General features: G+C 63.5%; 24 protein-coding genes. 7 read left to right on the forward strand and 17 right to left on the reverse strand.

Going from position 1 to position 22,472, the window contains the following annotated elements:
- Positions 1-194: 194 nt before the first annotated feature.
- From ACZ2HM_RS09190 to ACZ2HM_RS09200, 3 genes are read right to left on the reverse strand one after another with little or no spacing between them, the layout of a single operon-like run.
- Complete coding sequence (locus ACZ2HM_RS09190; protein ID WP_037476896.1) at positions 195-998, reverse strand: LytR/AlgR family response regulator transcription factor; 804 nt, start codon at positions 996-998, stop codon at positions 195-197.
- On the reverse strand, positions 995-2,101 hold the full coding sequence (locus ACZ2HM_RS09195; protein WP_037476898.1) for a sensor histidine kinase: 1,107 nt from the start codon (positions 2,099-2,101) through the stop codon (positions 995-997). The genes ACZ2HM_RS09190 and ACZ2HM_RS09195 overlap by 4 nt, the downstream gene beginning before the upstream one ends.
- Before the next feature lie 44 nt (positions 2,102-2,145).
- Positions 2,146-2,628 (reverse strand): winged helix-turn-helix transcriptional regulator, encoded by a 483-nt coding sequence (locus ACZ2HM_RS09200; RefSeq protein WP_037478935.1) that lies wholly within the window; start codon positions 2,626-2,628, stop codon positions 2,146-2,148.
- A gap of 110 nt (positions 2,629-2,738) precedes the next feature.
- Between ACZ2HM_RS09200 and ACZ2HM_RS09205 the strand changes: the two genes are divergently transcribed.
- Positions 2,739-4,844, forward strand: coding sequence for a RelA/SpoT family protein (locus tag ACZ2HM_RS09205; protein WP_037476901.1), 2,106 nt, complete (start codon positions 2,739-2,741; stop codon positions 4,842-4,844).
- Here ACZ2HM_RS09205 and ACZ2HM_RS09210 read toward each other — a convergent pair.
- Together ACZ2HM_RS09210 and ACZ2HM_RS09215 are read right to left on the reverse strand one after the other, a co-directional pair.
- Entirely contained in the window at positions 4,841-5,128 is a 288-nt protein-coding gene (locus ACZ2HM_RS09210; RefSeq protein ID WP_037476903.1) for an addiction module antidote protein, read from the reverse strand. The two genes, ACZ2HM_RS09205 and ACZ2HM_RS09210, sit on opposite strands and share 4 nt — an antisense overlap.
- Positions 5,129-5,185: 57 nt before the next feature.
- Positions 5,186-5,476, reverse strand: a complete 291-nt coding sequence (locus ACZ2HM_RS09215; RefSeq protein WP_202807674.1) for a type II toxin-antitoxin system RelE/ParE family toxin — start codon at positions 5,474-5,476, stop codon at positions 5,186-5,188.
- A 356-nt stretch (positions 5,477-5,832) separates the two neighbouring features.
- Here ACZ2HM_RS09215 and rplJ point away from each other — a divergent pair, with 356 nt between their 5' ends.
- From rplJ to ACZ2HM_RS09235, 4 genes are all read left to right on the forward strand, one after another.
- On the forward strand, positions 5,833-6,348 hold the full coding sequence (gene rplJ / locus ACZ2HM_RS09220) for a 50S ribosomal protein L10 (RefSeq protein ID WP_043149471.1): 516 nt from the start codon (positions 5,833-5,835) through the stop codon (positions 6,346-6,348).
- Positions 6,349-6,424: 76 nt separating this feature from the next.
- A complete protein-coding gene (gene rplL, locus ACZ2HM_RS09225; RefSeq protein WP_037476909.1) occupies positions 6,425-6,796 on the forward strand; it encodes a 50S ribosomal protein L7/L12 in 372 nt (123 codons plus the stop codon).
- A gap of 1,066 nt (positions 6,797-7,862) precedes the next feature.
- Complete coding sequence (locus tag ACZ2HM_RS09230; protein WP_470425086.1) at positions 7,863-9,359, forward strand: ABC transporter substrate-binding protein; 1,497 nt, start codon at positions 7,863-7,865, stop codon at positions 9,357-9,359.
- Between the two features lie 19 nt (positions 9,360-9,378).
- On the forward strand, positions 9,379-9,801 hold the full coding sequence (locus ACZ2HM_RS09235) for a DUF4112 domain-containing protein (protein ID WP_333976615.1): 423 nt from the start codon (positions 9,379-9,381) through the stop codon (positions 9,799-9,801).
- A 3-nt stretch (positions 9,802-9,804) separates the two neighbouring features.
- Here the strand turns inward: ACZ2HM_RS09235 and ACZ2HM_RS09240 are convergent, their stop codons facing one another.
- Genes ACZ2HM_RS09240 through ACZ2HM_RS09265 form a run of 6 tightly spaced genes read right to left on the reverse strand, consistent with a single transcriptional unit; the run spans position 9,805 to position 15,416 of the window.
- Positions 9,805-10,644, reverse strand: coding sequence for a ribonuclease T2 family protein (locus ACZ2HM_RS09240; protein WP_470425087.1), 840 nt, complete (start codon positions 10,642-10,644; stop codon positions 9,805-9,807).
- Positions 10,637-11,488: a carboxylating nicotinate-nucleotide diphosphorylase gene (gene nadC / locus ACZ2HM_RS09245; protein ID WP_470425088.1), complete on the reverse strand. Its 852-nt coding sequence runs from the start codon at positions 11,486-11,488 to the stop codon at positions 10,637-10,639. Before nadC ends, ACZ2HM_RS09240 begins: the two co-directional genes overlap by 8 nt.
- Positions 11,469-12,788 (reverse strand): DUF2254 domain-containing protein, encoded by a 1,320-nt coding sequence (locus ACZ2HM_RS09250; RefSeq protein ID WP_470425089.1) that lies wholly within the window; start codon positions 12,786-12,788, stop codon positions 11,469-11,471. The genes nadC and ACZ2HM_RS09250 overlap by 20 nt, the downstream gene beginning before the upstream one ends.
- 28 nt (positions 12,789-12,816) lie before the next feature.
- A complete protein-coding gene (nadA, locus tag ACZ2HM_RS09255; RefSeq protein WP_037475903.1) occupies positions 12,817-13,803 on the reverse strand; it encodes a quinolinate synthase NadA in 987 nt (328 codons plus the stop codon).
- A 33-nt stretch (positions 13,804-13,836) separates the two neighbouring features.
- Positions 13,837-14,556, reverse strand: coding sequence for a DUF4230 domain-containing protein (locus ACZ2HM_RS09260; protein ID WP_470425090.1), 720 nt, complete (start codon positions 14,554-14,556; stop codon positions 13,837-13,839).
- Positions 14,541-15,416, reverse strand: coding sequence for an MBL fold metallo-hydrolase (locus tag ACZ2HM_RS09265; protein ID WP_470425091.1), 876 nt, complete (start codon positions 15,414-15,416; stop codon positions 14,541-14,543). Before ACZ2HM_RS09265 ends, ACZ2HM_RS09260 begins: the two co-directional genes overlap by 16 nt.
- 239 nt (positions 15,417-15,655) lie before the next feature.
- Here ACZ2HM_RS09265 and ACZ2HM_RS09270 point away from each other — a divergent pair, with 239 nt between their 5' ends.
- Complete coding sequence (locus ACZ2HM_RS09270; protein ID WP_470425092.1) at positions 15,656-16,549, forward strand: tyrosine recombinase XerC; 894 nt, start codon at positions 15,656-15,658, stop codon at positions 16,547-16,549.
- Between the two features lie 7 nt (positions 16,550-16,556).
- Here ACZ2HM_RS09270 and ACZ2HM_RS09275 read toward each other — a convergent pair whose 3' ends face one another.
- From ACZ2HM_RS09275 to rsmI, 5 genes are all read right to left on the reverse strand, one after another.
- The gene (locus ACZ2HM_RS09275; RefSeq protein ID WP_470425093.1) at positions 16,557-16,949 is read right to left on the reverse strand and encodes a BA14K family protein; all 393 of its coding nucleotides are present in this window, start codon (positions 16,947-16,949) and stop codon (positions 16,557-16,559) included.
- A gap of 61 nt (positions 16,950-17,010) precedes the next feature.
- Positions 17,011-17,628 carry a DedA family protein gene (locus ACZ2HM_RS09280; protein WP_470425094.1) on the reverse strand — a complete coding sequence of 206 codons (618 nt, stop codon included), beginning with the start codon at positions 17,626-17,628 and terminating at the stop codon, positions 17,011-17,013.
- A gap of 112 nt (positions 17,629-17,740) precedes the next feature.
- Positions 17,741-18,715 (reverse strand): glutathione synthase, encoded by a 975-nt coding sequence (gene gshB / locus ACZ2HM_RS09285; protein WP_470425095.1) that lies wholly within the window; start codon positions 18,713-18,715, stop codon positions 17,741-17,743.
- Positions 18,716-18,857: 142 nt separating this feature from the next.
- Positions 18,858-19,211, reverse strand: a complete 354-nt coding sequence (locus tag ACZ2HM_RS09290) for a YraN family protein (RefSeq protein ID WP_069066125.1) — start codon at positions 19,209-19,211, stop codon at positions 18,858-18,860.
- Positions 19,208-20,050, reverse strand: coding sequence for a 16S rRNA (cytidine(1402)-2'-O)-methyltransferase (rsmI, locus tag ACZ2HM_RS09295; RefSeq protein WP_470425096.1), 843 nt, complete (start codon positions 20,048-20,050; stop codon positions 19,208-19,210). The genes ACZ2HM_RS09290 and rsmI overlap by 4 nt, the downstream gene beginning before the upstream one ends.
- 11 nt (positions 20,051-20,061) lie before the next feature.
- On the opposite strand from rsmI, the gene ACZ2HM_RS09300 reads away from it, so the two are divergent.
- Positions 20,062-21,267, forward strand: coding sequence for a penicillin-binding protein activator (locus ACZ2HM_RS09300; protein WP_037479485.1), 1,206 nt, complete (start codon positions 20,062-20,064; stop codon positions 21,265-21,267).
- A 45-nt stretch (positions 21,268-21,312) separates the two neighbouring features.
- On the opposite strand, the gene ACZ2HM_RS09305 is transcribed toward ACZ2HM_RS09300, so the two are convergent.
- Positions 21,313-22,410, reverse strand: coding sequence for an AI-2E family transporter (locus ACZ2HM_RS09305; protein ID WP_470425097.1), 1,098 nt, complete (start codon positions 22,408-22,410; stop codon positions 21,313-21,315).
- Positions 22,411-22,472: the final 62 nt, after the last annotated feature.

Consider the following 22,472-nt stretch of genomic DNA (forward strand, 5'->3'; position numbering starts at 1 on the left):
CTTTGGCTCGCGAAGAACTGCTTGGCCTTCCCCAGCATTTCCCTCTCCTCCCGCAGCACATGGTTTTCAAGGCGAAGACGCTCATTCTCACGCGCCGGATTTGCATCCTGCGCGGCCATCAGGTCAGATCGGTATCTCCAGCGAGTTACAACAATGATGTTCCCGTGAAGGCGGGAGAGAGCAGAGTCGTCACCTCAATGTACGAAGCGGGCCACCACGTCGCGGTAGGAGCGGCTGACTTTGACTTGGGCGCCGGATTCCAGCACCAGGAAACATTCGCCGTTGGTGTGCGGCTTGACCTGCTTCACCTGGCTCAGGTTGACGATGGTGGAGCGGTGGACGCGCTGGAAGTTGCGGGGGTCCAGGCGCTTTTCCAGATCCTTCATCGTTTCGCGCAGGATCAGGCTGTTGTCGGCGGTGTAGATGCACATATAGTCGCCGGCCGCGTCGATCCGTTCGATGGAATCGACGTCGACCCGGAAAATCTGGCCGCGATCCTTGATGTTGATGAGCTTTTCGAAGCGGTTGGAGGCTGGCCCCTCTTCATCGCCCGCGGCGAAATCGGTCATCGCCTGGGGCGCGACTTCGGCCAGTACTTCGCGCAGCTTTTCCGCTTCCTGCACCTGGCGCTTGTCGGACAGGCGCAGCCGCACGCGGTCGAGCGCATCGGCCAGGCGGCCTTCTTCCACCGGCTTCATCAGATAGTCGATCGCCTGCGCTTCGAACGCGCGGATGGCATGGTCGCTATAGGCGGTCACGAAGATGAACAGCGGTGGTTCGACTTCCATCATCCCCTGCACGACGGAAAATCCATCGAAGCCAGGCATTTGAATGTCGAGGAACACGAGGTCGGGCTTGTGCGTCTTGATCGCACGAATGGCTTCGCGGCCATTGGTGCAGGTTTCGATGATGTCGACATCCTCATGCGCTTGCAGACGCAGGGCAAGGCCCTGGATGGCCAGGCTTTCGTCATCGACGAGGATAGTTCTGATGGTCATGCGGCCACTTTCGGTTTGTCTTCCATGTTCAGCGGAATTTCGATGATGACCGAAAATCCGCTTGGGCTGGAACGTGTTTCAAAGCGCTGTCGTTCCCCGAAAGCCTGAATTAACCGGTCCCGGATGTTCGGCAGGCCCACGCCCATGCCCTCGCTCACCATCATGTGCGGCTTCATTCCGCCTTCGTTCAATCCCGGACCGGTGTCCGATACGACGATCCGCACATTTTCACCGGCAGGCTGCGCGCTGACCGAGATTTCCGCCCCCTCCTCCTTGGGCGTGACCGCATATTTGATGGCATTTTCGACCAGCGGCTGGAGCAGCAGCGATGGCAGGCGCGCATGGCCGACCGCCGGATCGATGATGAAGACCGGCCGCAACCGCTCCTCGAAGCGCATCTTCTCAATCTCCAGATAGAGTTTGAGCGTCTCGATCTCCTGTTCGATCGTCACCTGCGCGGTCGGTTCGTTGACGAGCGTGTAGCGCAGGAAGGATGACAGCCGCGACAGCATCGCATTGGCGCGGTCGGTCTGTTTGAGCAGCACCAGCGTCGAGATGGAATTGAGCGTATTGAACAGGAAATGCGGATTGAGCTGATAGCGCAGCATCGCGAGTTGCGCGTTCGCCGCCTGCGCCTCCAGCCGCAACAGTTGGTCGGCCTGTTCCTCAACCGTCAGATAGAAGTTGATCGCATAATAAAGCGCCGACCAGGCCCCGATCAGCGTGACCGACAGGTAGAAAGCGCCCAGGAACAGTTGCACCCCGGCCGTTTCGCTGCCCTTATTCTGCGTCGAAAAGACCCAGGCGTCGATGAAGGCGACCAGCCCGGCGGCGATCAGCACGGCGAGGATGGATACGCCCCAGGTGATGATCGGCCGCTGTTTGAGCAAAAAGCGGAACATCACCGCGATCAGCAGCGTGACCGAATAGCCGGTCGCGGTGGAGATCATCACCGGCACCAGGCTGGAGAAGGACTGGCCATTGGCGATCGTGGACGAACCGCGCAGCAGGAAGGCACCAGCCCATCCCAGCGATTGCAGGTTCCAGAAAGCGCGGTTCTTGTCAGCGAAAAAGGGCTGAGGCTGGATACGGGGCACGGACATCGCGCGGGAGACTAGGCGATTTCCGCGCGGGGGTGAAGCCGGGTTCAGGCTGCGGCTGCCGGTTCTTCCGCCATCGGCGTGATTTCATCCGGGCACAGCCACACCAGATCGGCGAAGCTGAGCGGCCGTCCGTCATGCGCGTGGATGGCGATGGGACGGATCGGCTGGCCATCCCGCTTGTCGGCCAGCACCTGGCACGACATGGTGCCGCATCCCCACCGTTCGCCCCATTGGCGCAGCGCGATCATCGCGGGCACGAGATCCTCGCCCTTTTGCGTCAGGCGATATTCGACCTTGCGTCGGTCGCACTGCATCGGCTGGCGCAGCATGATGCCATTTTCCACCAGCCGCGACAGGCGGTTGGCCAGGATGTTGCGGGCGATGCCCAGCGTCGATTGAAATTCCTCGAAATGGCGGATGCCCGACAAGGCACCACGCAGGATCAGGAAGGACCAGCGTTCGCCCATCATCTCCAGCGCGCTGGGCAGCGCGCATTGTTCCAGATCCTGGGCGAGATTATGTTTCATCGTCATAGCATATAGCGCAAAGCCACAGGCGTTGCAAAAGTGCAGCCTTATTCGGGGAAATGGGATTTTTTTGTTGCGTAACAAGGCACTTCCCACACAATCGGGAAACGATGTTACGCCAGTATGAACTTGTCGAACGGGTAAAGCGCTACGATCCCGATGCGGACGAAGCGATGATCAACCGCGCCTATGTGTTTTCGGTGCAGAAACATGGGAGCCAGAAACGTGCGAGCGGTGACCCCTATTTCAGCCATCCGATTGAAGTCGCGGGGATATTGACCGACTTCCATCTCGATGATCAGACCATCGTCACTGCCCTGCTGCACGACACGATCGAAGACACGCTGGTCACCTATGAAGAGATTGAGGCCGCGTTCGGCAAGGATGTCGCCCGCATGGTCGATGGCGTCACCAAGCTGTCGAAGATCGAAGCCATGTCCGAAAATGAGCGGGCGGCGGAAAATCTGCGCAAATTCCTGCTCGCCATGTCCGACGATATCCGCGTGCTGCTGGTCAAGCTCGCCGATCGGCTGCACAATATGCGCACGCTGCATTTCATCAAGAATGAAACCAAGCGCCGCCGCATCGCCAAGGAGACGATGGACATCTATGCCCCGCTCGCCGAGCGGATCGGCATGTATGATTTCATGCGCGAGATGCAGTTGCTGTCGTTCCGCGAGCTGGAACCGGACGCTTATGACAGCATCACCAAGCGGCTGGAGCAGTTGAAGGAAGGCGGCCATGACAAGGTCGACCGCATCGGCGCGGAATTGCAGCTATTGCTGGGCAGCCGCGACTTGCCGGTCACTGTGTCGGGGCGCGAGAAACATCCCTATTCGATCTGGCGCAAGATGCAGGAGCGCCACATCAGCTTCGAGCAGCTGACCGACGTCATGGCGTTTCGCGTCATCACCGACAGCCCGGAGGATTGCTATCGCGCGCTGGGCGTCATCCACCAGACCTATAAAATGGTGCCCGGCCGCTTCAAAGATTATATCTCCACCCCGAAACGCAACGGCTATCGGTCGATCCATACCACGGTCATTCATCAGGACAATGCCCGGATCGAGGTACAGATCCGCAGCCGCGACATGCATAATCATGCCGAACTCGGCCTTGCGGCGCATTGGGCTTATAAGCAGAAGGGCGACGCCACCGACCAGCAGGCGGCGTGGCTGCGCGACCTGGTCGAAATCCTGGAACAGAGCCAGGATGCCGACGAACTGCTCGAACATACGCGCATGGCGATGTATCAGGATCGCATCTTCGCCTTCTCGCCCAAGGGCGAGCTGCATCAATTGCCCAAGGGGTCGACCCCGGTCGACTTCGCCTATGCCGTCCACACCTCGCTTGGCAATCAGACGGTGGGGGCAAAGGTCAATGGCAGGGTCGTGCCGCTGCGCACCTCCCTCGAAAATGGCGATCAGGTCGAGATCCTCAAGTCCGACGGGCAGGAGCCGCAGCCCGGCTGGCTGACCTTCGCCATCACCGGCAAGGCACGCGCGGCGATCCGCCGCTATATCCGCCAGAAGCAGCGCGGCGAGGAGATCAAGCTGGGCGAGAAACTCTATGACGAGATTCTCGGCCGCTTCTCGCCTGACCTCGCCAAGGAATTGGGCGACAAGGCGCTGGCAGGCGCGCTCAAGCGGTTGAAGCTGGAGGATCGCGCCGCACTGATGGTCGCGATCGCCACGCACCGCCTGCTCGATTCCGAAGTCATGGAAGCGCTCGTCCCCGGCTCGACCAGCGCCATCGGCATGGAGGAAACCCACCCGCGCCAGCATGCCCCGGTGTCGATCCGCGGCCTGACGCCGGGCATCGCCTATAACCTCGGCGATTGCTGTCATCCAGTGCCGGGCGACCGCATCGTCGGCGTGCGCCGCACGGGCGAGCCGATCGAGGTCCACACCATCGATTGCCGCGCGCTCGAAGCGGGGCAGGATGATGACTGGATAGACCTCAGCTGGGACAGCAAGTCCAAGGGCGGCACCGCCCGCCTCTCGGTCATCGTCAAGAACCAGCCCGGCGCGCTCGCCGCCGTCGCCAATGTGTTCGGCGCGACCAAGGCGAACATCCTCAACCTGCAACTGGTCAACCGCGAAGGCCCGTTCCACACCGACGTCATCGACCTGGAAGTCGCCGACGCCCAGCATCTGATGCGGATATTGTCAGCGCTGCGCGCGATTGACGTGGTAGTGCAGGCGGACCGGGTTTAGGCTGCCGCCTCTATCCGCATTCGCAAGCCCAGGGCCGGCAGAAGCTTCAGCATGGTGCCAAGTGTCGGATTTCCTTCGGGACCAAGCACACGATAGAGTTGTTGCCGCTTGATGCCAGTTTCCTGTGCAAGCTCCGTCATTCCATGTGCCCGCGCGACAATGCCAATCGCTTGGGTAATGACATGGACGTCGCCCGTCGCGAGCGCTTCGGCCAGAAGGTCCGCTTGATCTTCGGCCTCGGTCAGATATGCCGCCGCATCGAAGCGGGTGAGTTCGATCGTCATCATAATTTCCTTTCGCACGCAGGCCCAGGCCTATTGACGCTGGTTGCGTGTGGCGGCTCAGCCTATCCGAGCTGCCATATCCTTTGCTTTTATTATATCCCGCTGTTGGCTCGACTTGTCGCCGCCCATCAGCAGGATGACCCATTGTTCGCCCCGCCTCAGCAGATAAAGGCGATATCCAGGGCCGAAATCGATCCGCGCTTCCAATACGCCTTCGCCCACCGACTTCACGTCACCCATCAAACCCAGTTCAAAGCGCGCGATCCGGCCGGCAATCTTCGAACGTGCCTTGTGATCGCGCAAACTGGAAAACCATTCGACGAAGGTTGGGGTTTGCTGCACGTTCACAACGTCAACATATATGTGACACATCCTATGACGTCAATATATAAGTGACACTCGTGATCATTGTCGCATGTTATGCATTGATTCTGCCCAATAGATCTGTATAGGCGACCGCAGCGAACCCTTCGGGGTTCACCGTCCGAGACAGTTGGTGAAGGGAATATGCCCTTCTTAATGTCCAGCCTAGACGGGGAAAAGTTCTTTACCGAACGGGCCATATGCCCGATTCGGGTCTGCCTGTTCCCGTCAAACGGATGCGGGCCAGTCGATCTCTCCCCTTCGGACTTAGTGCCCCGTGGCTTATCCCACGGGTTTTAAGCGTTCGTCGGATTTCCGCCGAACAGAAAGTGGAGAATGGCATGGATCGTAATCAGAAAGCTGAGGTCGTTTCCGCGCTGAACGCAGAGCTGGCAGAAGTTGGCGTGGTCGTCGTGACCCGCAACCTCGGCATGACCGTCGCCCAGTCGACGGTTTTGCGCCAGAAGATGCGGGAAGCAGGCGCGACCTACAAGGTTACGAAGAACCGCCTCGCTCGTATCGCCCTTGATGGCACCGACTATGCCGGCCTCAGCGACATGCTGACCGGTCCTGTCGGCCTTGCTACCTCGGCCGATCCGGTTGCAGCCGCCAAGGTTGCAGTCGAATTCGCAAAGACCAACGACAAGATCGAAATCGTTGGCGGCGCGATGGGCGGAATGCTGCTCGATGCAGAGGGCGTCAAGGCGCTCGCATCGATGCCGTCGCTGGACGAACTGCGTGCAAAGATTATCGGCCTCATCCAGGCGCCGGCAACCAAGCTCGCTACCGTCATCCAGACACCGGCTTCGCAGCTCGCGCGGGTCTTCAACGCCTATGCGGAGAAGGACGCAGCCTAAGGGCTGCCCCCGACCCCTTTTCGTTTGACTCATTATCTGACGGGGCAAACGGCCCCAACGTAAGGAAATATTGCACATGGCAGACATCAACGCACTGGTCGAACAGCTTTCGGCCCTCACCGTCCTCGAAGCCGCCGACCTGTCGAAGGCTCTGGAAGAAAAGTGGGGCGTTAGCGCCGCTGCTGCCGTCGCCGTCGCTGGCCCGGCCGCTGCCGCTGCCCCGGCTGCTGAAGAGCAGACCGAATTCGACGTCATCCTGACCGGCGACGGTGGCAAGAAGATCAACGTCATCAAGGAAGTCCGCGCTATCACCGGCCTGGGCCTGACCGAAGCCAAGACGCTGGTCGAATCGGCTCCCAAGGCCGTCAAGGAAGGCGTGAACAAGGACGAGGCCGAGAAGGTCAAGAAGCAGCTTGAAGAAGCCGGCGCGACCGTCGAACTCAAGTAATCGGTGCGCCCCGCGTCATGCGGGGCACAACGGTCCGGTTTCGACCGGACGATATCGGGCGGCTCCTCGCGGGGCCGCCCTTTTTCGTGGGGTTAGGGGTAGTGGCGTTTGGTTTTGGCCGATCCCAGCTTTGCACCCGTGGATGCACGAGCAAAGCCAGGTGTGACGGCTATTGGTAGATGGCGGACCTTCCGGTTTCCGACTCCGTTTTCCCGATAGCTGACATTTTAGATGTCGGCGCCATGTGGTGCTTGCTCATCCCATTCGGCTCCCTCTGCGCAGCCGCCGCCCTTACACTCAAGGAAACGATCCATCATTGCGCGGACCCGAACGATCTGACGGCAATTCGCCCCATTATCTGGCCGGAACACCACTATAGGCTGGACAGGTAGTTTGGAGATCGAGATTAGACGGGAGGCTAACGCAGACCGTGATATTTCACGGCCATCGAACAAAATCTGGTTTTCTCTCGTTAGCTCCAACACGCTTAATGCAGAGAGCCTAGTGTTCCATTGAGGTTTTGTATCCCAACGTCCCGCCCGACAAACATTGGAAGCGGTTGAGGCGACGATGATACAACCAGCAAAAGCCATCAGCCAAAACGCTCCGCCTAAAATTATCTCGCGCCGTTCCATAGCATCTCTCCGTTTCGGATCAGGCACAGTCTATCGAATGGCCGATTTACGGCGAGCTAACAATAAAATTGGGCCGGCATTTATGGGCGATACCGGGCGGATAACTTTCTATTCCCCGCCCGCTTGCGGGAGGGGCAGCGAGACTTAATGAGCGGAGCGAATTTAGTCGCAGCGGGGTGGGCCGACGCGAGCGTTGCGCTATGCCCACCCCCTAACCCCCTCCCGCCAGCGGGAGGGGGGACAGCCTTTGTGCAAGGGCGGCCTTTCCGATTCAAGTCCGGTAAGGGCCTCGACGTTGTAGCGGGGAAGCTCAATGGCATCGCGCCTAATCCTATCAACAGCGCCAATCGGAAAAAGATCATCCCTCCCCCTTCCCTTCCCGCCATGACGGTTGGCGTTGAAGCGATAGCGGGGTAGGTCTCTTCATCGCCATGTTCGCCCGCCCTGCCCTGCCGCGTCGTTATCGCCCCCTGTTTGCCGCCGTCGCTGCGCTGGCGGCGATTGGCGGCTGTTCGCGGGAGGGTAGCGGGCCGGTTGTCGTCAGCGTGGTGGGCGACCGGGCGGATGTGACCAAGCCGTTGCAGCGATTGCCCAACCCGGCCGCCAAATTGATCCTGGAAGCGACCGCGCAAGGTCTGGTCGGCTTCGACGCCAGCGGTGAAATCCTGCCGGCGTTGGCGCAGCGCTGGATCGTCGAGGATGACGGGCGCAGCTATATTTTCCGCCTGCGCCGCGCTTTCTGGCCCGACGGCACGCGCGTCACGGCGCGCGACGTCGCGCGGATATTGCTGTCGCGGATCGTGGCGCAGCGGCGGCTCGACCCGGACGGGCCGTTCGACGCGGTGCAAAGCGTGGTGCCGATGACGGGCGAGGTGATCGAAATCAAACTGACGGTCGCGCGGCCCTTCCTGCTCCAGATATTGGCCCAGCCGCAAATGGCGATCCTGGCGCGCGAGGGGGGCACTGGTCCCTATCGCCGCGCGCAACAAGGCCAGGCGCTGTTCCTGACTCCCGTCGATCGCGCGACCGGCGACGATGACGCGGCCGATGACGAGCCGATCCCGCCGTCGCAGACGCGGGTGTTGCGCGCCGAAAATGCCGCGCTGGCGATCATCCGGTTTCGCGAGGAACAGGCGGCGCTGGTGTTGGGCGGGCGCTTTGCCGACCTGCCGCTGCTGCTGCCCGCCGGAGTCGAGCGCGATGCGGTGCGGACCGATCCGGTTCAGGGCCTGCTGGGCCTGGCCGTCACCGGGCGCGGCAAGCTGCTCGATGATGATTATGTCCGCGCGGCCATCAACATGGCGATCGACCGCGCCAGCCTGTCCGCCCTGTTCCCGCTCGGCGGCTGGGCCACCAGCGAGCAGATATTGCCCTCCGCGCTCGACCTTGGCCGCTCGCCCACCGCCCCTGCCTGGGCCGGACAGTCGATGGACGAACGCCGCGCGCTGGCCAGCGCCACCATGACGCGGTGGCGGGCCGACAATGGCGATCCCCCGCCGCTGCGCATCGCCCTGCCGCAGGGGCCGGGCGCGACGCTGATCTTCGGCCTGTTGCGGCGCGATCTGGCTGCGATCGGGCTGACCGCCGTGCGCGTGGCGATCAACCAGAAGGATGCGGACCTGCGCCTGATCGACGAGGTGGCGCCCTATGACAGTGCGCTCTGGTATCTCGGCCGCGTCGGGTGCGCCCGTGCGGTGCATTGCAGCGATGCCGCCGACGCGGCGTTGCAGGCCGCCAGCCTTGCCAGCAACAGCGACAATCGGATCGCCCATATCTCACAGGCCGAAGCGCTGATGCAGGCGCATAATGGCTATATCGCGCTCGGCGCGCCGATCCGCTGGTCGCTGGTATCCAAACGGCTGAGCGGCTTTCAGCCCTCGCGTCGTGCGCGCCACCCATTGAACCATCTGTTCCGTCGCCCCAATTAAGGGGGAAGGAGACAGGCAGATGGCAGTATCGCAGGATCAGTTCGAGCGCGTGGTGCGCGACATGCCCGGTTTCGGACGCGATCCCGCGTCGATCCGCCGCCGGATAGAGGCAATGGAAGCGGTGCTGGAGGGATTGTTCGTAATCCCCGGCACCAATCGCCGCGTCGGCCTCGACAGCCTCGTCGGCCTGGTGCCGGTGGTCGGCGACCTCGCCACCGCCGCCATGGGCGCATGGATGGTGTGGGAAGCCCGCAACCTTGGCATGTCGAAATGGCAGCTGGCGCGCATGGCGGGCAATGTGGGCGTCGATACGCTGGTGGGGGCGATCCCCTTTGCCGGTGACATTTTCGACTTTCTCTACAAGTCGAATACCAAGAATCTGCGGATCATCCGCAAGCATCTCGACAAGCATCACCCCTCGACCGCGACGATCGACGCCTGATCCTTAGGGCGCGCTGGCGTTGGCGAGCGGCTGGACCTTGGGATCGAGGTCTAGGATCAGTCCCGGCTTGCGGGCGGGGGTAGCAGCGGGCCTTGGTTGGCGGGGCGCGGAGATCGCCGGACGGCCATAGGCGATGCGCGGCCCTGGCTCGATCCGCAACAGGCTAGTGGGCGCAGCGCCGCCTTGATGCGCCGGGCATCGCGTGAAGGCCATCGCCCGGTCCATGCACAGCCACACTTCGCTCAGCCAATTGCCGCGGGTCGTCGTCACCCGCAGCATGTCGGCGCGCAGTCCTTTGTTGGCGCGGGCGAAGGCTTCGGCGAATTTCCCCACGGTCAAATTCTTGGTCGCAGCGAGCGCGGTCATATCGGGGTAGCGCATCGATTGGTAAAAGGCGCGCGACAGGTTGAAATAGAGTTCCGGCTTGGTCGTCATGCAAGTGCCATGCTTGGCCCATTCATGCTGGATCAGTTGCACCGACGGTGTCGTGCAAAGGTTGGCGCGGATCACGTCGCGCGGGACCAGATCGGCGGGGCGGCAATATTGCGGCCATTCCTTGCCGAAGCCATCGGGCCACAGGCCATGGAGCGTAAAGCCGAAGCGCCCCGCCTTGCCCCCGCATTGCAGCGCATGTTTGTTGCCCCGCGCGGTCGAGCAAAATTGCGGCGACCAACTGAGTGCCAGCGTATAGCTGCCGATCGGCAGGACGCGCTTGGGTTCCTTGGCGGTCGGCCCTTCGATGGTAGGCCGGACGATCTGCGATGGCGGGCGGCATTGGTCCGATTGCGCCAGCGCGGTGCCCGGCAGCGCGATCAGGCTCAGTCCCGCCAACGCCTTAAGCATAAGCGAAGTCCAGCCCGATGTCGGCGGCGGGTGCCGACTGAGTCAGCCGCCCGACGCTGATATAGGTGACGCCCGTGCTGGCCTTCGCGCGGATCGTGTCGAGCGTCACGCCGCCCGACGCTTCGGTCGGGACGCGGCCATCGACCAGTCCCACGGCCTGCCGCAGCATGGCCGCATCCATATTGTCGAGCAGTAAATGAGTCGCGCCCGCCGCCAGCGCCGGTTCGATCTGGTCGATCCGGTCGACCTCGACGATGATCCGCTCGACCCCGGCCTCGACCGCGCGGCGCACCGCTTCCTCGACCGACCTCGCCACCGCGACATGATTATCCTTGATCATCGCCGCATCCCACAGCCCCATGCGATGGTTGGTCGCCCCGCCCATGCGCGTCGCATATTTTTCAAGCCTCCGCAGGCCGGGGATGGTCTTGCGGGTGTCGAGCAGGATCGCGCCGGTGCCGTCGATCGCATCGACATAGGCCCGCGTCATGGTCGCGATGCCGCTCAGATGCTGCACCGTGTTGAGCGCCGACCGCTCCGCCGTCAGCATCGCCCGCGCGCGCCCCCGGATGCGCAATATGTCGGTCCCTGCCGCCACCTGGTCGCCATCCTGGCGCAACTGTTCGATCTCGACATCGGGGTCGAGCGCGCGGAAAAAAGCGACCGCAATTGGCAGCCCCGCCAGCGTCACCGGATCGCGCGCATCCATCACCCCGTCGAAGATAGCGTCGGCGGGAATCACCGCCTCGCTGGTAACGTCGCGCCGGTCCGGCCCCAGATCTTCGGCCAGCGTAGAGGCCACAAAGGCGTTTAGGTCGAAACCATCAAGAGCAAAGCCGGTCATGCGCGCCGTTTTCCATGGCTTGGACAAAATCGCAATAGCGCGCTTCCAATTCCTCCAGCGCCGGGCCGTCCAGCGCCAGGCGGGCCTGCGCGATCAGGCGCGTGCCCTCCGCCTGCAACCGTGCGCGCCGGGAGCCGAGCGTCAACGGGGCTGCGGCATCCCGCAAGCCATCGAGGAACTGCGCCGCCGCAATCGGGCTGGTCGCGGCAGCGGGCATGATCCCACCGAAGCCGCGCGCGACGAAATGGTCGAAATCGTCATTGAGCGGCACCACCCAGTTCCAGTCATAATCGCCCCGGTCCGGTCCGCCGCGCAGGTCGCGCTGGCCGATCGCCGCCGTCGCCGCGCCGAGCCAATGAAGCGCGGTCACCGCCGTAAACGGATCGTTGATGCCGGGCGACAGCGCGCGCAAGGCGATTTCCACCAACTCGTCGATCAGAAATTCGATGTCCTGCGCAGGGGATCGCATCGCCCCGGTCGAAAAGCAGGACCGGACGGCGTCACGCATCGCGCTGTCGATCTTCGCGCCGACGACGCCGACCAGCAGGATGCCGGGATGGACGAAATCGCCCGGCCGCAACCGCAACTCCAGCCGACATCCGGCATCGCGCGCAATCTCGTCCAGACCGGCGAAATCGACGATCTGGATATAGCCGGTATCGGCCGCGACGATCGGCTCCCCCTGGGGCGGGGCATCGGCGGTCTCCTCGACACAATCGTCGGGGAAGCGCCCATGGACTTCGCGCAGCAAGCGATCCCCAATGCCTTCCAGCACGGCGTTGATACGGATGCTCGATGGCACATGGTTGAGGAAATAGACCAGGATGGCGATCGATATGCCCATCAACAGCGTGGCGATAAGCAATGATATTTGAGGCACGAATCCGGGATCGCCCGCGCTTTCCTGCGCATCGCGCACAACCCGCAACACCAGCACCGCATAAACGAAGGTTGCGATAAAGGTCGCCAGCGACAATTGGTTGCCGCGATCCTCCATGAAATTGGACAGCAGGCGCGGGCCATAGCTGCCCGATGCATAGACGACGGCGGCGATGGTGATCGAAAAGACCGTGGAGGCGACGCCGATCATCGACCCGGCAATGACGTTGAGGACGTTGCGTGCGCCTTCGGGCCGGGCGATGTCGATCCAGTCGTGCCGCTCCAGCCAGACCGACCCGCCATGACGGTCGATCCACACCGTCGCAAAGGCCATCAACGCGGCGAGCGTGGTGAACAGGGCGGGATAGAACCAATAGCTGGCGCGGGTTTCCTGCCAGCGCGCGCGCAGCCGAGCGATCATCGCCGTGCGGCCTTCACCGCGCGCCCCTTCACCGTGGGCCTACGTCGCCCAGACCCACCGTGGCGCTCGCCATTTCCAGCATCCGGTCCAGGCTCTTCTTCGCGCCCAGGCGCAGCGTCTCGTCCATTTCGATGCGCGGCTGCAGGTCGCGCAGCGCGAGGTACAGCTTTTCCATCGTGTTGAGCGCCATATAGGGACAGATATTGCAGTTGCAGTTGCCGTCCGCGCCGGGCGCGCCGATAAACTGTTTATCCGGCACCGCCTTTTCCATCTGGTGGATGATATGCGGCTCGGTCGCGACGATCAGCGTATCGCCGGGCATCGTCTTGGCGAAGTCGAGGATACCGCTGGTCGATCCGACATAATCGGCATGATCGACGATATAGGGCGGGCATTCGGGGTGGGCCGCGACCGGGGCGTCCGGGTGTTGCGCCTTGAGCTTGAGCAACTCGGTTTCGCTGAACGCCTCATGCACGATGCAGACGCCCGGCCACAACAGCATGTCACGGCCGAGCTTGCGCGCGAGATAGCCGCCCAGATGCTTGTCGGGGCCGAAGATAATCTTCTGGTCCAGCGGGATTTGCGACAGGATCTTTTCAGCGGACGAGGATGTCACGATGATGTCGGACAGCGCCTTCACCTCGGCCGAACAGTTGATGTAGCTCAGTGCAATATGGTCGGGATGGGCTTCGCGAAACGCCTTGAACTGCGCGGGCGGGCAAGAGTCTTCCAAGGAGCAACCGGCGTCCATGTCCGGCAGCACCACGATCTTGTCGGGCGATAGGATCTTGGCCGTTTCGGCCATGAAGCGCACGCCGCAAAAGGCGATCACGTCCGCATCCGTCTCCGCCGCCTTGCGCGACAGTTCCAGCGAATCGCCGACGAAATCCGACAAATCCTGAATTTCGGGCGACTGATAATAATGGCCCAGGATCACGGCATTGCGCTCCTTGCGCAGCCGCTCGATCTCGCCGCGCAGGTCTATGCCCTGCGGAATGCCGGTAAAAGCGTTCATGTGCCTAAAACTCCTCGATCCCTGAACAGCGCCCTAGCTCCGAGCCTGCCGGTTGGCCAGCACCTCGTTCACGGGCGTGGTGACGTCCCATCGTTCGCGATTGCGCCCGGCCCGTTCGGGCGGAAAGGTCACGATCACCCGCGCATCGTCATAGCCTGCGGCCGCCAACGGCGCGGCCATCAATTTGGTCAGCGCGCCGCGGCCATATTCGCGCGCCTGCGCCATGCGTTCGGGTGCCTGCGCCTCGCGCTGGGCGCGGCTTTGCGCATGGGCGGAGACGCGGCGGCTCAACTCCTCGCCCGCCTGCCGCGTCACGAACATGCCCTGGGTGCGGACCAGCGTGCGGCGGCTCTCATCGACATTGGGCTTGCCGGGCTTCACATCGGGCGCGTTGACGATCAGCGTGCGGGTCGCCTCGTTCCATTCCAGATCGCCTTCGCCAAGGCCGCCGACCTCGACGAAATAATCGACCGAGAAGGGCATTTTGACCACCTGATCGGACTTGAGGAGGCCGAAACCGCGCACATCCTGCGCCGTGCTCTGAACCGTGCCGGACAGTTCGGAGACTTTGAGGCTGCTCACCCCGGCGATCTTCGCCGCGATCACCTTGGTCACCGCAACGCCATCCTCCTCGACCGCGACCACATAGTCCCGGTCATAGCGCTGCCAGCCGACCAGCATCGCCCCGCCGACCAGCAACAGGATGACCGCCGCCGCAATCGGCCCGGCATAGCGTTTCAGCGCATCTGCCATCGATCCTCCGTCGACGTCACCAGCCCGCGCTGATCCAGGTCGATCAGATGCGCCAGCACGGATCGCCCGGCGGCGGGATGCAGGCGCGGGTCGACGCCCTTATACATTTCCAGCACCATATCGGGGATGAGGCTGTCGCCATTGCGCGACAGAAAGCGCAAAATCTGTCCCTCGCGCTGCTTGCGATGGCCCATCATGCCGCGCACCAGCCGCTGCGGATTGCCGATCGGGTCGCCATGGGCGGGATAATAGATGACATCCTCGCGCTCCAGCAGCCGCTGCATCGATCGCATATAGGCCGCCATGTCGCCATCGGGCGGGGAGATCACGCTGGTCGACCAGCCCATGACATGATCGCCGGTGAACAATGCGCTTTCTTCGGCCAGCGCGAAGCAGAGATGATTGGACGTATGCCCCGGCGTCGCCACCGCTTCCAGGGTCCAGCCAGTGCCCGCCACTTGCTCGCCATCCGCCAGCACCCCATCGGGGCGATAGGCCGCATCGAACGCCGCATCGGCGCGCGGCCCGTCATCCTCCAGCGTCAGCGGCGCGCAACCGATCACCGGCGCGCCGGTGGCCTCGCTCAGCGGTCGCGCCGCCGGGCTATGATCGCGGTGCGTATGGGTGCAGAGGATCGCCACCACAGGCCGCCCTGCGATCGCCGCCGTCAGTGCCGCCAGATGATCGGGCGCATCGGGACCGGGATCGATCACCGCGACGTCGGCCGCCCCCACCACATAGGTCTGGGTGCCGGTAAAGGTGAAGGGCGATGGATTGGGCGCCAGCACCCGCGCCACCAGGGGAGATAGCGGCATCTGAACGCCGGTCGGCAGGTCGGCCGGATCGAAGGGAGGTGCCATGTCTCCCATGTGCCTATTTCCGGCGGGATTTCAAGGTGCGGCTTGGGTCCATAAAGATCCTCCCCTGGAAGGGGAGGGGGACCGGCGAAGCCGGTGGAGGGGTGTCGCCCCATCGTGAGGGTGACACCCCTCCGTCTGGCCTGCGGCCAGCCACCTCCCCTTACAGGGGAGGATTTTAGTGGCGTACCGGATGCCATCCCGCATTTCCCATTTCCCCCAACCTGCCCTATCCTCCGCCCATGCCCTCCCCCGACCTCATGGAACGCTGGCGTCACCATCTCGCGCTCGACCGCCGCCGGTCGACGCATACGGTGCGCGCCTATGTCGCGACGGCGGAGCGGCTGGTCGCCTTTCTGGAGGGCCATCATGGCGCGGCGGTGACCCCCGCCAGTCTGGCCCGGATCGACCAGGCGGACCTGCGCGCCTTTCTGACGGTGCGGCGAATGGACGGGATCGGCAATCTGTCGGCGGCGCGCGAACTCTCCGCCGTGCGCGGTTTTCTGCGCTTTACCGGCGGCGAGGATGCCCGCGTGCCCCTGCTCAAGGGGCCACGGGCCAAGCGCGGCCTGCCCCGCCCCATCTCGCCCGACGAAGCCGTCGCGCTGGCGCAGGACATTGCGGAAACCGCGCGCCTGCCCTGGATCGGCGCGCGCGACTGGGCGGTGTTGCTGCTGCTTTACGGGGCGGGCCTGCGCATCGGCGAAGCCATGGGGCTGACCGGCGCCGCGCTACCGCTCGCCGACACGCTGCGCGTCACCGGCAAGCGTAACAAGACCCGGCAAGTCCCACTGCTGCCGCAAGTGCGCCAGGCGATCGAGGCCTATGTCGATCAATGCCCCTTCCCCATGACCCGCGACGAAGCGCTGTTCCGGGGTGCGCGCGGCGGGCCGCTCTCGCCTGCGCTGATCCGCCGCGCCGTGCAGGGCGCACGCGGTCGGCTGGGCTTGTCGGACCGCACCACGCCCCATGCGCTGCGCCACAGTTTCGCGACGCATTTGCTGGGGCGGGGCGCGGACCTGCGCAGCTTGCAGGAACTGCTCGGCCATGCCAGCCTGTCATCGACCCAGGTCTATACCCAGGTCGATGCCGCGCATCTAATGGACGTTTATCGCAACGCCCATCCGCGGGCGTGAAGCGGCGTCAGAGCGTGCAGGTGCGGCTCACGCCCCGACGCACGAAATATTGGTCGGTACGCGAATTATAGCTGCGATAGCGCTGCTGGCAGGCGCGCACATGCTGATACCAGTTGCTGCGATTGCCCCAGCTGCGCGGCGGATCGGACGGGCGGCTGCCCCATTTGCTGTCCCAATTGCCATGCCGGCTCTGGCCACTGTTCCGCCCATTGTCGTTCCGGCTGGCGGCGGGAGCACGGCGGTCGTCACGGTTGCTGGTCTGCGCCTTTTGCGGTCCGCGACGGTCATCGTCCTTGCGTCCGATAGTGCTCCCCGATTGCTGTCCCGGCTGGGCAAGAACAGAGGCAGGGGCAAGCGCCAGAAACATAGCGCTCAATAGTGTCGCGGTTTTCATCAACATCAAAACAAACTCCGATAGTCAGCCGGGTTTAGGCAACTGACTGACGAACGAAGCGCTGTGGCTATCGCTCCTCGCAAACAGGCGCCTTGGGCTTCCATGTTGCTAGACGCCACAGATAGAGGATTACCGCCCCAACGACGCAGATTGTCGCGGCCGGGCCGATATATTTGTCGATCTCGCTGAAATTCTTGCCCAGTACGAAGCCAGCATAAGCCAGGATGATGTTCCAGATCAGCGCCCCGCCGGTAGTCCACAGCAGGAAGCGGATATGCCCCATCCGAAACAGTCCGGCGGGGAGCGAGATCATCGTCCGCAACGCGGGCATGAAGCGGAAGACGAAGACGACGATCTGGCCATATTTGCCGAACAGGCGATCCAGCGCCTCGACATCGCGCCACTCCAGCGTCGCCCAGCGGCCATAGCGATCGACCAGCGGCTTCAACCGGGCAAAGCCCAGCACATGGCCGATCATATACCAGAAATAATTGCCGATCGTTGTGCCGATCGTGCCCGCCAGCAGCAGCCAGCCCATGTCCATCCGCCCCTGGCCGACACGAATGCCGCCAATGCCCATGATGAGTTCGGACGGAATCGGCGGAAAGACATTTTCCAGCACCATTAGCAGGAAAATGCCCCAATAGCCGCCCGCATCGATCAGGCGCAGCACCCAGTCAGTCAAACCACGCGCTCCCCGTCATGCCAGCGCACGCTGCCATCCCTCTTTCTTGTCGCGCCAGAGGAAGAAGGGAGATCCCAGCTTTCGCTGGGATGACGATGGAGGATCATGCGGATTAGGCCGCCACGCGCGCTGCCAACCGGGCGTCGATCGCGTCCCAGATCAGCCCGCCGGTGTCGGTCCCGTCGAACGCTTCGATCGAGACGATGCCCGTCGGCGAGGTCACGTTGATTTCAGTCAGCCATTCGCCGCCGATCACGTCGATACCCACGAACAACAGCCCGCGACGCTTGAGTTCCGGGCCCATCGCCGCGCAGATTTCGCGCTCCTTGTCGGTCAGCACGGTCTTGGCCGCAGAGCCGCCAACGGCGAGGTTGGAGCGGATTTCGCCAGCGCCGGGAATGCGGTTGACCGCGCCCGCGACTTCGCCGTCGATCAGCACGATGCGCTTGTCGCCCTCCGCGACGCCGGGAATGAAGGCCTGAACCATGAAAGGCTCGACCCATGAGGCGTTGAAGAGTTCCACGAGCGAGGAGAGGTTGGCGCCATTTTTGCCGACATGAAACACCGCCACGCCGCCATTGCCATAGAGCGGCTTGACTACGATCTCACCATGTTCGGCGAGGAAGGATCGCACTTCGGCCAGGTCGCGGGTAATCATCGTCGGCGGCATGAAGCGCGCATAATCCAGCACGAACAATTTTTCCGGCGCATTGCGGACGCTGGCGGGGTCGTTGACCACCAGCGTCTCATCCTGCACCCGCTCCAACAAATGGGTGGCGGTGATGTAGGACAGGTCGAACGGCGGATCCTGCCGCATCAGCACGACATCGACATCTCGGCCAAGGTCGATCATCTCTTCTGGCCCATAAGCGAAATGATCGCCATCCACTTTCTGCACATGCACCGGCCGCGCCTTGGCCAGCACCCGGCCGTCGCGGAACGTTAGGTCATGGGCGAGATAATGGTAAAGCCGATGCCCGCGCGCCTGCCCCGCCAGCATGATGTGGAAGGTCGAATCGCCCGCGACCTTGATGCCCTCCATCGGGTCCATCTGCACCGCGACGGTCAGGGGGTTGAGCTGCGTCATTGGGGTCATCCTCATATAATGACTCGTCATGCTGAACTTGTTTCAGCATCCATTCGTCCTACCGCTGCGTATATCCGCAGCCGCAGAGCCAATGGACCCTGAAACAAGTTCAGGGTGACGAAGGGGTGTATGGAAGGACAAATCACCCCCCATGCCAGACATTCGCCAGATGGCGTGGCGCGCGGCCCGGCGCAAGGAGGATGACGTCGATTCGCATATCGTCCCCCGCTTTGCCCAGCTCATGCCACAATATTTCCGCCGCCGCCGCCACCCGGCGCAAACGCCGCTCGTCGATCGCCAGGTCCAGTTCCGCCGCCGTGGCGCGCGCCTTGACCTCGACAAAGGCCAGCATCGTGCCCTTGCGCGCGACCAGGTCAACCTCACCCGCCGCCGTCCGCATCCGCCGCCCGACAATCTGCCAGCCTTTGAGCCGCAGCCACCAGGCGGCGATCCGTTCCGCCTGACGCCCGCGTCGCTCGGCGCTTTCGCGCTTCACCCCTTCAATTCCGTCGCCCGATCATAGAGCGTGCGCCGGTCCAGCCCCAGTTTCTTGGCCACTTCGCCCGCCGCCTTGGACACGGACAGCCGGGTCAGCGCCTCACGCAGCGCCACGTCGGCATCTTCGGCGGTTGCGGGCGGCGCTTCGCCCGGCGGGCCGACGGTGACGACGATCTCACCCTTGGGCGCGGCATCGGCATAGCGAGCGGATAGTTCGCTGAGCGTCCCGCACGCCGTTTCCTCGAACGTCTTGCTGATCTCCCGGCTGACCGCTGCCTCCCGGTCGCCCAGATGCGCCGCCATCGCCGACAGGCTTTCCGACAGGCGCGGCCCGCTTTCGTAGAAGACCAGAGTCGCGCGCAATCCCGCCACTTCATCCAGTGCATCGCCCCGCGCCTTGGCCTTGCTGGGCAGGAAGCCCATGAACAGGAAGCGATCTGTCGGCAGCCCCGACAGGGTCAGCGCCGCGATCGCCGCGCTCGGTCCGGGCAGGGTCGTGATCCGCCGCCCCGCCGCCCGCGCGTCGCGCACCAGCTTATAGCCCGGATCGGAAATCAGCGGCGTGCCGGCATCCGACAGCAAAGCGACCGATTCGCCCGCCATCCGCTCGACCAGTCGCTGGCGCACATTTTCGCCGCTATGGTCATGATAGGGCAGCATTGGCCGATCAGAGCCTGCATGGCGGAGCAGCCGCGCGCTGACCCGCGTATCCTCGACCGCGACGACATCGGCCAGCCGCAACACCTCCGCTGCGCGCGGCGTGAGGTCACCAAGGTTGCCGATCGGCCCCGCGACGATATAAAGCCCAGGTTCAAGACCCGATGATTGAGTTTCCATAAGGACGCCAGATGACAGAGACGGATGCCTCCCGGCAAGCGGACTTGTTCGCTTCCCTCAAACGCGGCGCACGGCTGGCTTTCGCCGCGAGCGCCCTGATGCTCGCCGCCTGTCAGTCGATCGTGCCCAAGGGACCGGCCCCGACGACGCCCACCGGTCCGGTTCAGCCGACACGTCCCGACGTGACCGAAGGCCTGCCCACCGACACGCTGCGCCATCGCGTCGCGCTGCTGGTGCCGATGAGCGGCACCAATGCGGGCGTCGGCCAGTCGATCGCCAACGCCACCACGCTGGCCCTGATGGATACCAAGACCGACAAGGTCCGCATCACCACCTATGACACCGCGCTGGGCGCGGCGGCGGCAGCCAACAAGGCGCTGGCCGATGGCAACCGCCTGATCCTTGGCCCCTTGCTGGCCGATGACGCCCGCGTGATCGGGCCGATTGCGGCGCGCGCCAATGTGCCGGTGATCAGCTTCTCCAACGACAGCGGCGTTGCGGGCAGCGGCGTCTATATCATGGGTTACAACCCCAATCAGTCGATCGAACGCGTCGTCGGCTTTGCCCGGCAAAAGGGGCTGAGCCAGTTCGGCGCACTGATTCCGCGCGGCACCTATGGCGAACGGGCGGGCAACGCCCTGCTGCGCGCGGTCGAGCAGGCGGGCGGCACGGTCGTATCGATGCAGACCTTCGACCGCAGCCCCGCATCGATGACGGCGGCGGTCAAGAAATTGCAGGCCTCCTCCAGCTATGACGCGCTGCTGATCGCCGATAGCGGCCGCGTCGCGCTGCAGATCGCGCCGATCGTGCGTAAGAATGGCGGCGCGACGGCGCGGCTGCTCGGCACCGAATTGTGGAATACCGAAGGCTCGCTGTCGGCCAGCCCGGTGTTGCGCGGCGCCTGGTTCGCCAGTGTTTCCGACAGCCTCTATCGCCAGCTCGCCACCAAATATCGCGCCCGCTACGGCAGCGCGCCTTTCCGCCTGTCCTCGCTTGGCTATGATGCCGTGCTGCTGACGGTGCGGATCGCGCAGGACTGGAAGCCGGGCAGCGCCTTCCCCGCCGCGCGCCTGCGCGACGCGGGCGGCTTTTCCGGCATCGACGGCGCATTCCGCTTCTCGCGCTCCGGCGTTGCCGAACGCGCGCTCGAAGTGACCGAAATCGGCGCAGGCAATATGACCGTCATCGCGCCTGCGCCCCGCAGCTTCGAGGATTAACGGAAAGCGAGCGTCACCTGGCGGGCCGGGCCAGCGCTCGGTGCCCTACCCTTCCGCCAGGCCACCCACCTGCCGCATCCGGGTAAAGATGTTCCACGTCGCGATGAACAGCGCCGCGATGACCGGCCCGATGACGATGCCGTTGAAGCCGAACAGCTCGATCCCGCCCAGCGTCGTGATCAGCACCACATAATCGGGGATGCGCGTATCGCGACCGACCAGGATCGGGCGCAGCACATTGTCGACCATGCCGATGATCAGCACCCCGCACGCCACCAGCACGATCGCCTGCCAGATCGCGCCGCTGGCGAACAGATAGATGGCGACCGGCACCCACACGATCGCCGTGCCGACCGCCGGCAACAGCGAAAACGCCCCCATCAGCACCGCCCAGAGCAAGGCGCCTTCAATCCCCAAGGCCCAGAAGACGATACCGCCGATCAAACCCTGAACGATGGCGACGACGATGCTGCCCTTGATCGTCGCGCGGATGACGATGACGAATTGCTGGATCAGCGCCTGGCGCTGGCTGGCCCGCAACGGCGCGGCGGCGACAATGCGCTGCGACAATTTTTCGCCATCACGCAACAGGAAGTAGGAGAGGTACAGCATCACGCCCAGCGCCATGAAGAAGCTGAAGGCTCTCTGGCCGATCTGGAACGCCTGCGCCGCCAGCACCCGGAAACTGCTGGTGATGCCCTTCGTCACCATCGCCTGCGCCGCGTCGAAATTGCTCAGGCCCAACCGTCGCAAATAAGGGCGCGCCCAGTCGGGCAGTGCCGCCATCATCTGCGAGAAGAGCCGGGCGAAGTCGATCTCGCCGGTCTGGATCTTGCCATAGAAATAGGCCGCCTCCTGCAACAACGCCGCCCCCAGCACGAAGGCCGGGATGATGACGATCCCCAGGATCAGGAACAGCGTGATCAACGCCGCCCCGTTGCGATGAGTCGGCATTTTTTCCAGGATATTGCGGTAGATCGGCGCGAACAGGATGGCGGCGATCACCCCCCACAAAATCGCGGCAAAGAAAGGCTGGATCACCAGCAGAAAGGCGATCGACACCAGCACGACGACGCCCAGGAAAAAACCATCCTCGATTTTGGGCGAGACGTGCAGCGGCGGTGGGGGCGTTTGGGAATCCATGCCCGCTCCTTCGCAAGATTCGACGATCAAATCCATCGCCGAACGACCCGGCCGACCCCTGC

Source organism: Sphingobium sp. KKT206 (assembly GCF_055640555.1).

Bases quoted from the DNA above. Each gene is read 5' to 3' on its own strand.
- ACZ2HM_RS09190 (WP_037476896.1), bottom strand. From the start codon at position 998: ATGACCATCAGAACTATCCTCGTCGATGACGAAAGCCTGGCCATCCAG.
- ACZ2HM_RS09195 (WP_037476898.1), bottom strand. From the start codon at position 2,101: ATGTCCGTGCCCCGTATCCAGCCTCAGCCCTTTTTCGCTGACAAGAAC.
- ACZ2HM_RS09200 (WP_037478935.1), bottom strand. From the start codon at position 2,628: ATGAAACATAATCTCGCCCAGGATCTGGAACAATGCGCGCTGCCCAGC.
- ACZ2HM_RS09205 (WP_037476901.1), top strand. From the start codon at position 2,739: ATGTTACGCCAGTATGAACTTGTCGAACGGGTAAAGCGCTACGATCCC.
- ACZ2HM_RS09210 (WP_037476903.1), bottom strand. From the start codon at position 5,128: ATGACGATCGAACTCACCCGCTTCGATGCGGCGGCATATCTGACCGAG.
- rplJ (WP_043149471.1), top strand. From the start codon at position 5,833: ATGGATCGTAATCAGAAAGCTGAGGTCGTTTCCGCGCTGAACGCAGAG.
- rplL (WP_037476909.1), top strand. From the start codon at position 6,425: ATGGCAGACATCAACGCACTGGTCGAACAGCTTTCGGCCCTCACCGTC.
- ACZ2HM_RS09230 (WP_470425086.1), top strand. From the start codon at position 7,863: ATGTTCGCCCGCCCTGCCCTGCCGCGTCGTTATCGCCCCCTGTTTGCC.
- ACZ2HM_RS09235 (WP_333976615.1), top strand. From the start codon at position 9,379: ATGGCAGTATCGCAGGATCAGTTCGAGCGCGTGGTGCGCGACATGCCC.
- ACZ2HM_RS09240 (WP_470425087.1), bottom strand. From the start codon at position 10,644: ATGCTTAAGGCGTTGGCGGGACTGAGCCTGATCGCGCTGCCGGGCACC.
- nadC (WP_470425088.1), bottom strand. From the start codon at position 11,488: ATGACCGGCTTTGCTCTTGATGGTTTCGACCTAAACGCCTTTGTGGCC.
- ACZ2HM_RS09250 (WP_470425089.1), bottom strand. From the start codon at position 12,788: ATGATCGCTCGGCTGCGCGCGCGCTGGCAGGAAACCCGCGCCAGCTAT.
- nadA (WP_037475903.1), bottom strand. From the start codon at position 13,803: ATGAACGCTTTTACCGGCATTCCGCAGGGCATAGACCTGCGCGGCGAG.
- ACZ2HM_RS09260 (WP_470425090.1), bottom strand. From the start codon at position 14,556: ATGGCAGATGCGCTGAAACGCTATGCCGGGCCGATTGCGGCGGCGGTC.
- ACZ2HM_RS09265 (WP_470425091.1), bottom strand. From the start codon at position 15,416: ATGGCACCTCCCTTCGATCCGGCCGACCTGCCGACCGGCGTTCAGATG.
- ACZ2HM_RS09270 (WP_470425092.1), top strand. From the start codon at position 15,656: ATGCCCTCCCCCGACCTCATGGAACGCTGGCGTCACCATCTCGCGCTC.
- ACZ2HM_RS09275 (WP_470425093.1), bottom strand. From the start codon at position 16,949: ATGTTGATGAAAACCGCGACACTATTGAGCGCTATGTTTCTGGCGCTT.
- gshB (WP_470425095.1), bottom strand. From the start codon at position 18,715: ATGACGCAGCTCAACCCCCTGACCGTCGCGGTGCAGATGGACCCGATG.
- rsmI (WP_470425096.1), bottom strand. From the start codon at position 20,050: ATGGAAACTCAATCATCGGGTCTTGAACCTGGGCTTTATATCGTCGCG.
- ACZ2HM_RS09300 (WP_037479485.1), top strand. From the start codon at position 20,062: ATGACAGAGACGGATGCCTCCCGGCAAGCGGACTTGTTCGCTTCCCTC.
- ACZ2HM_RS09305 (WP_470425097.1), bottom strand. From the start codon at position 22,410: ATGGATTCCCAAACGCCCCCACCGCCGCTGCACGTCTCGCCCAAAATC.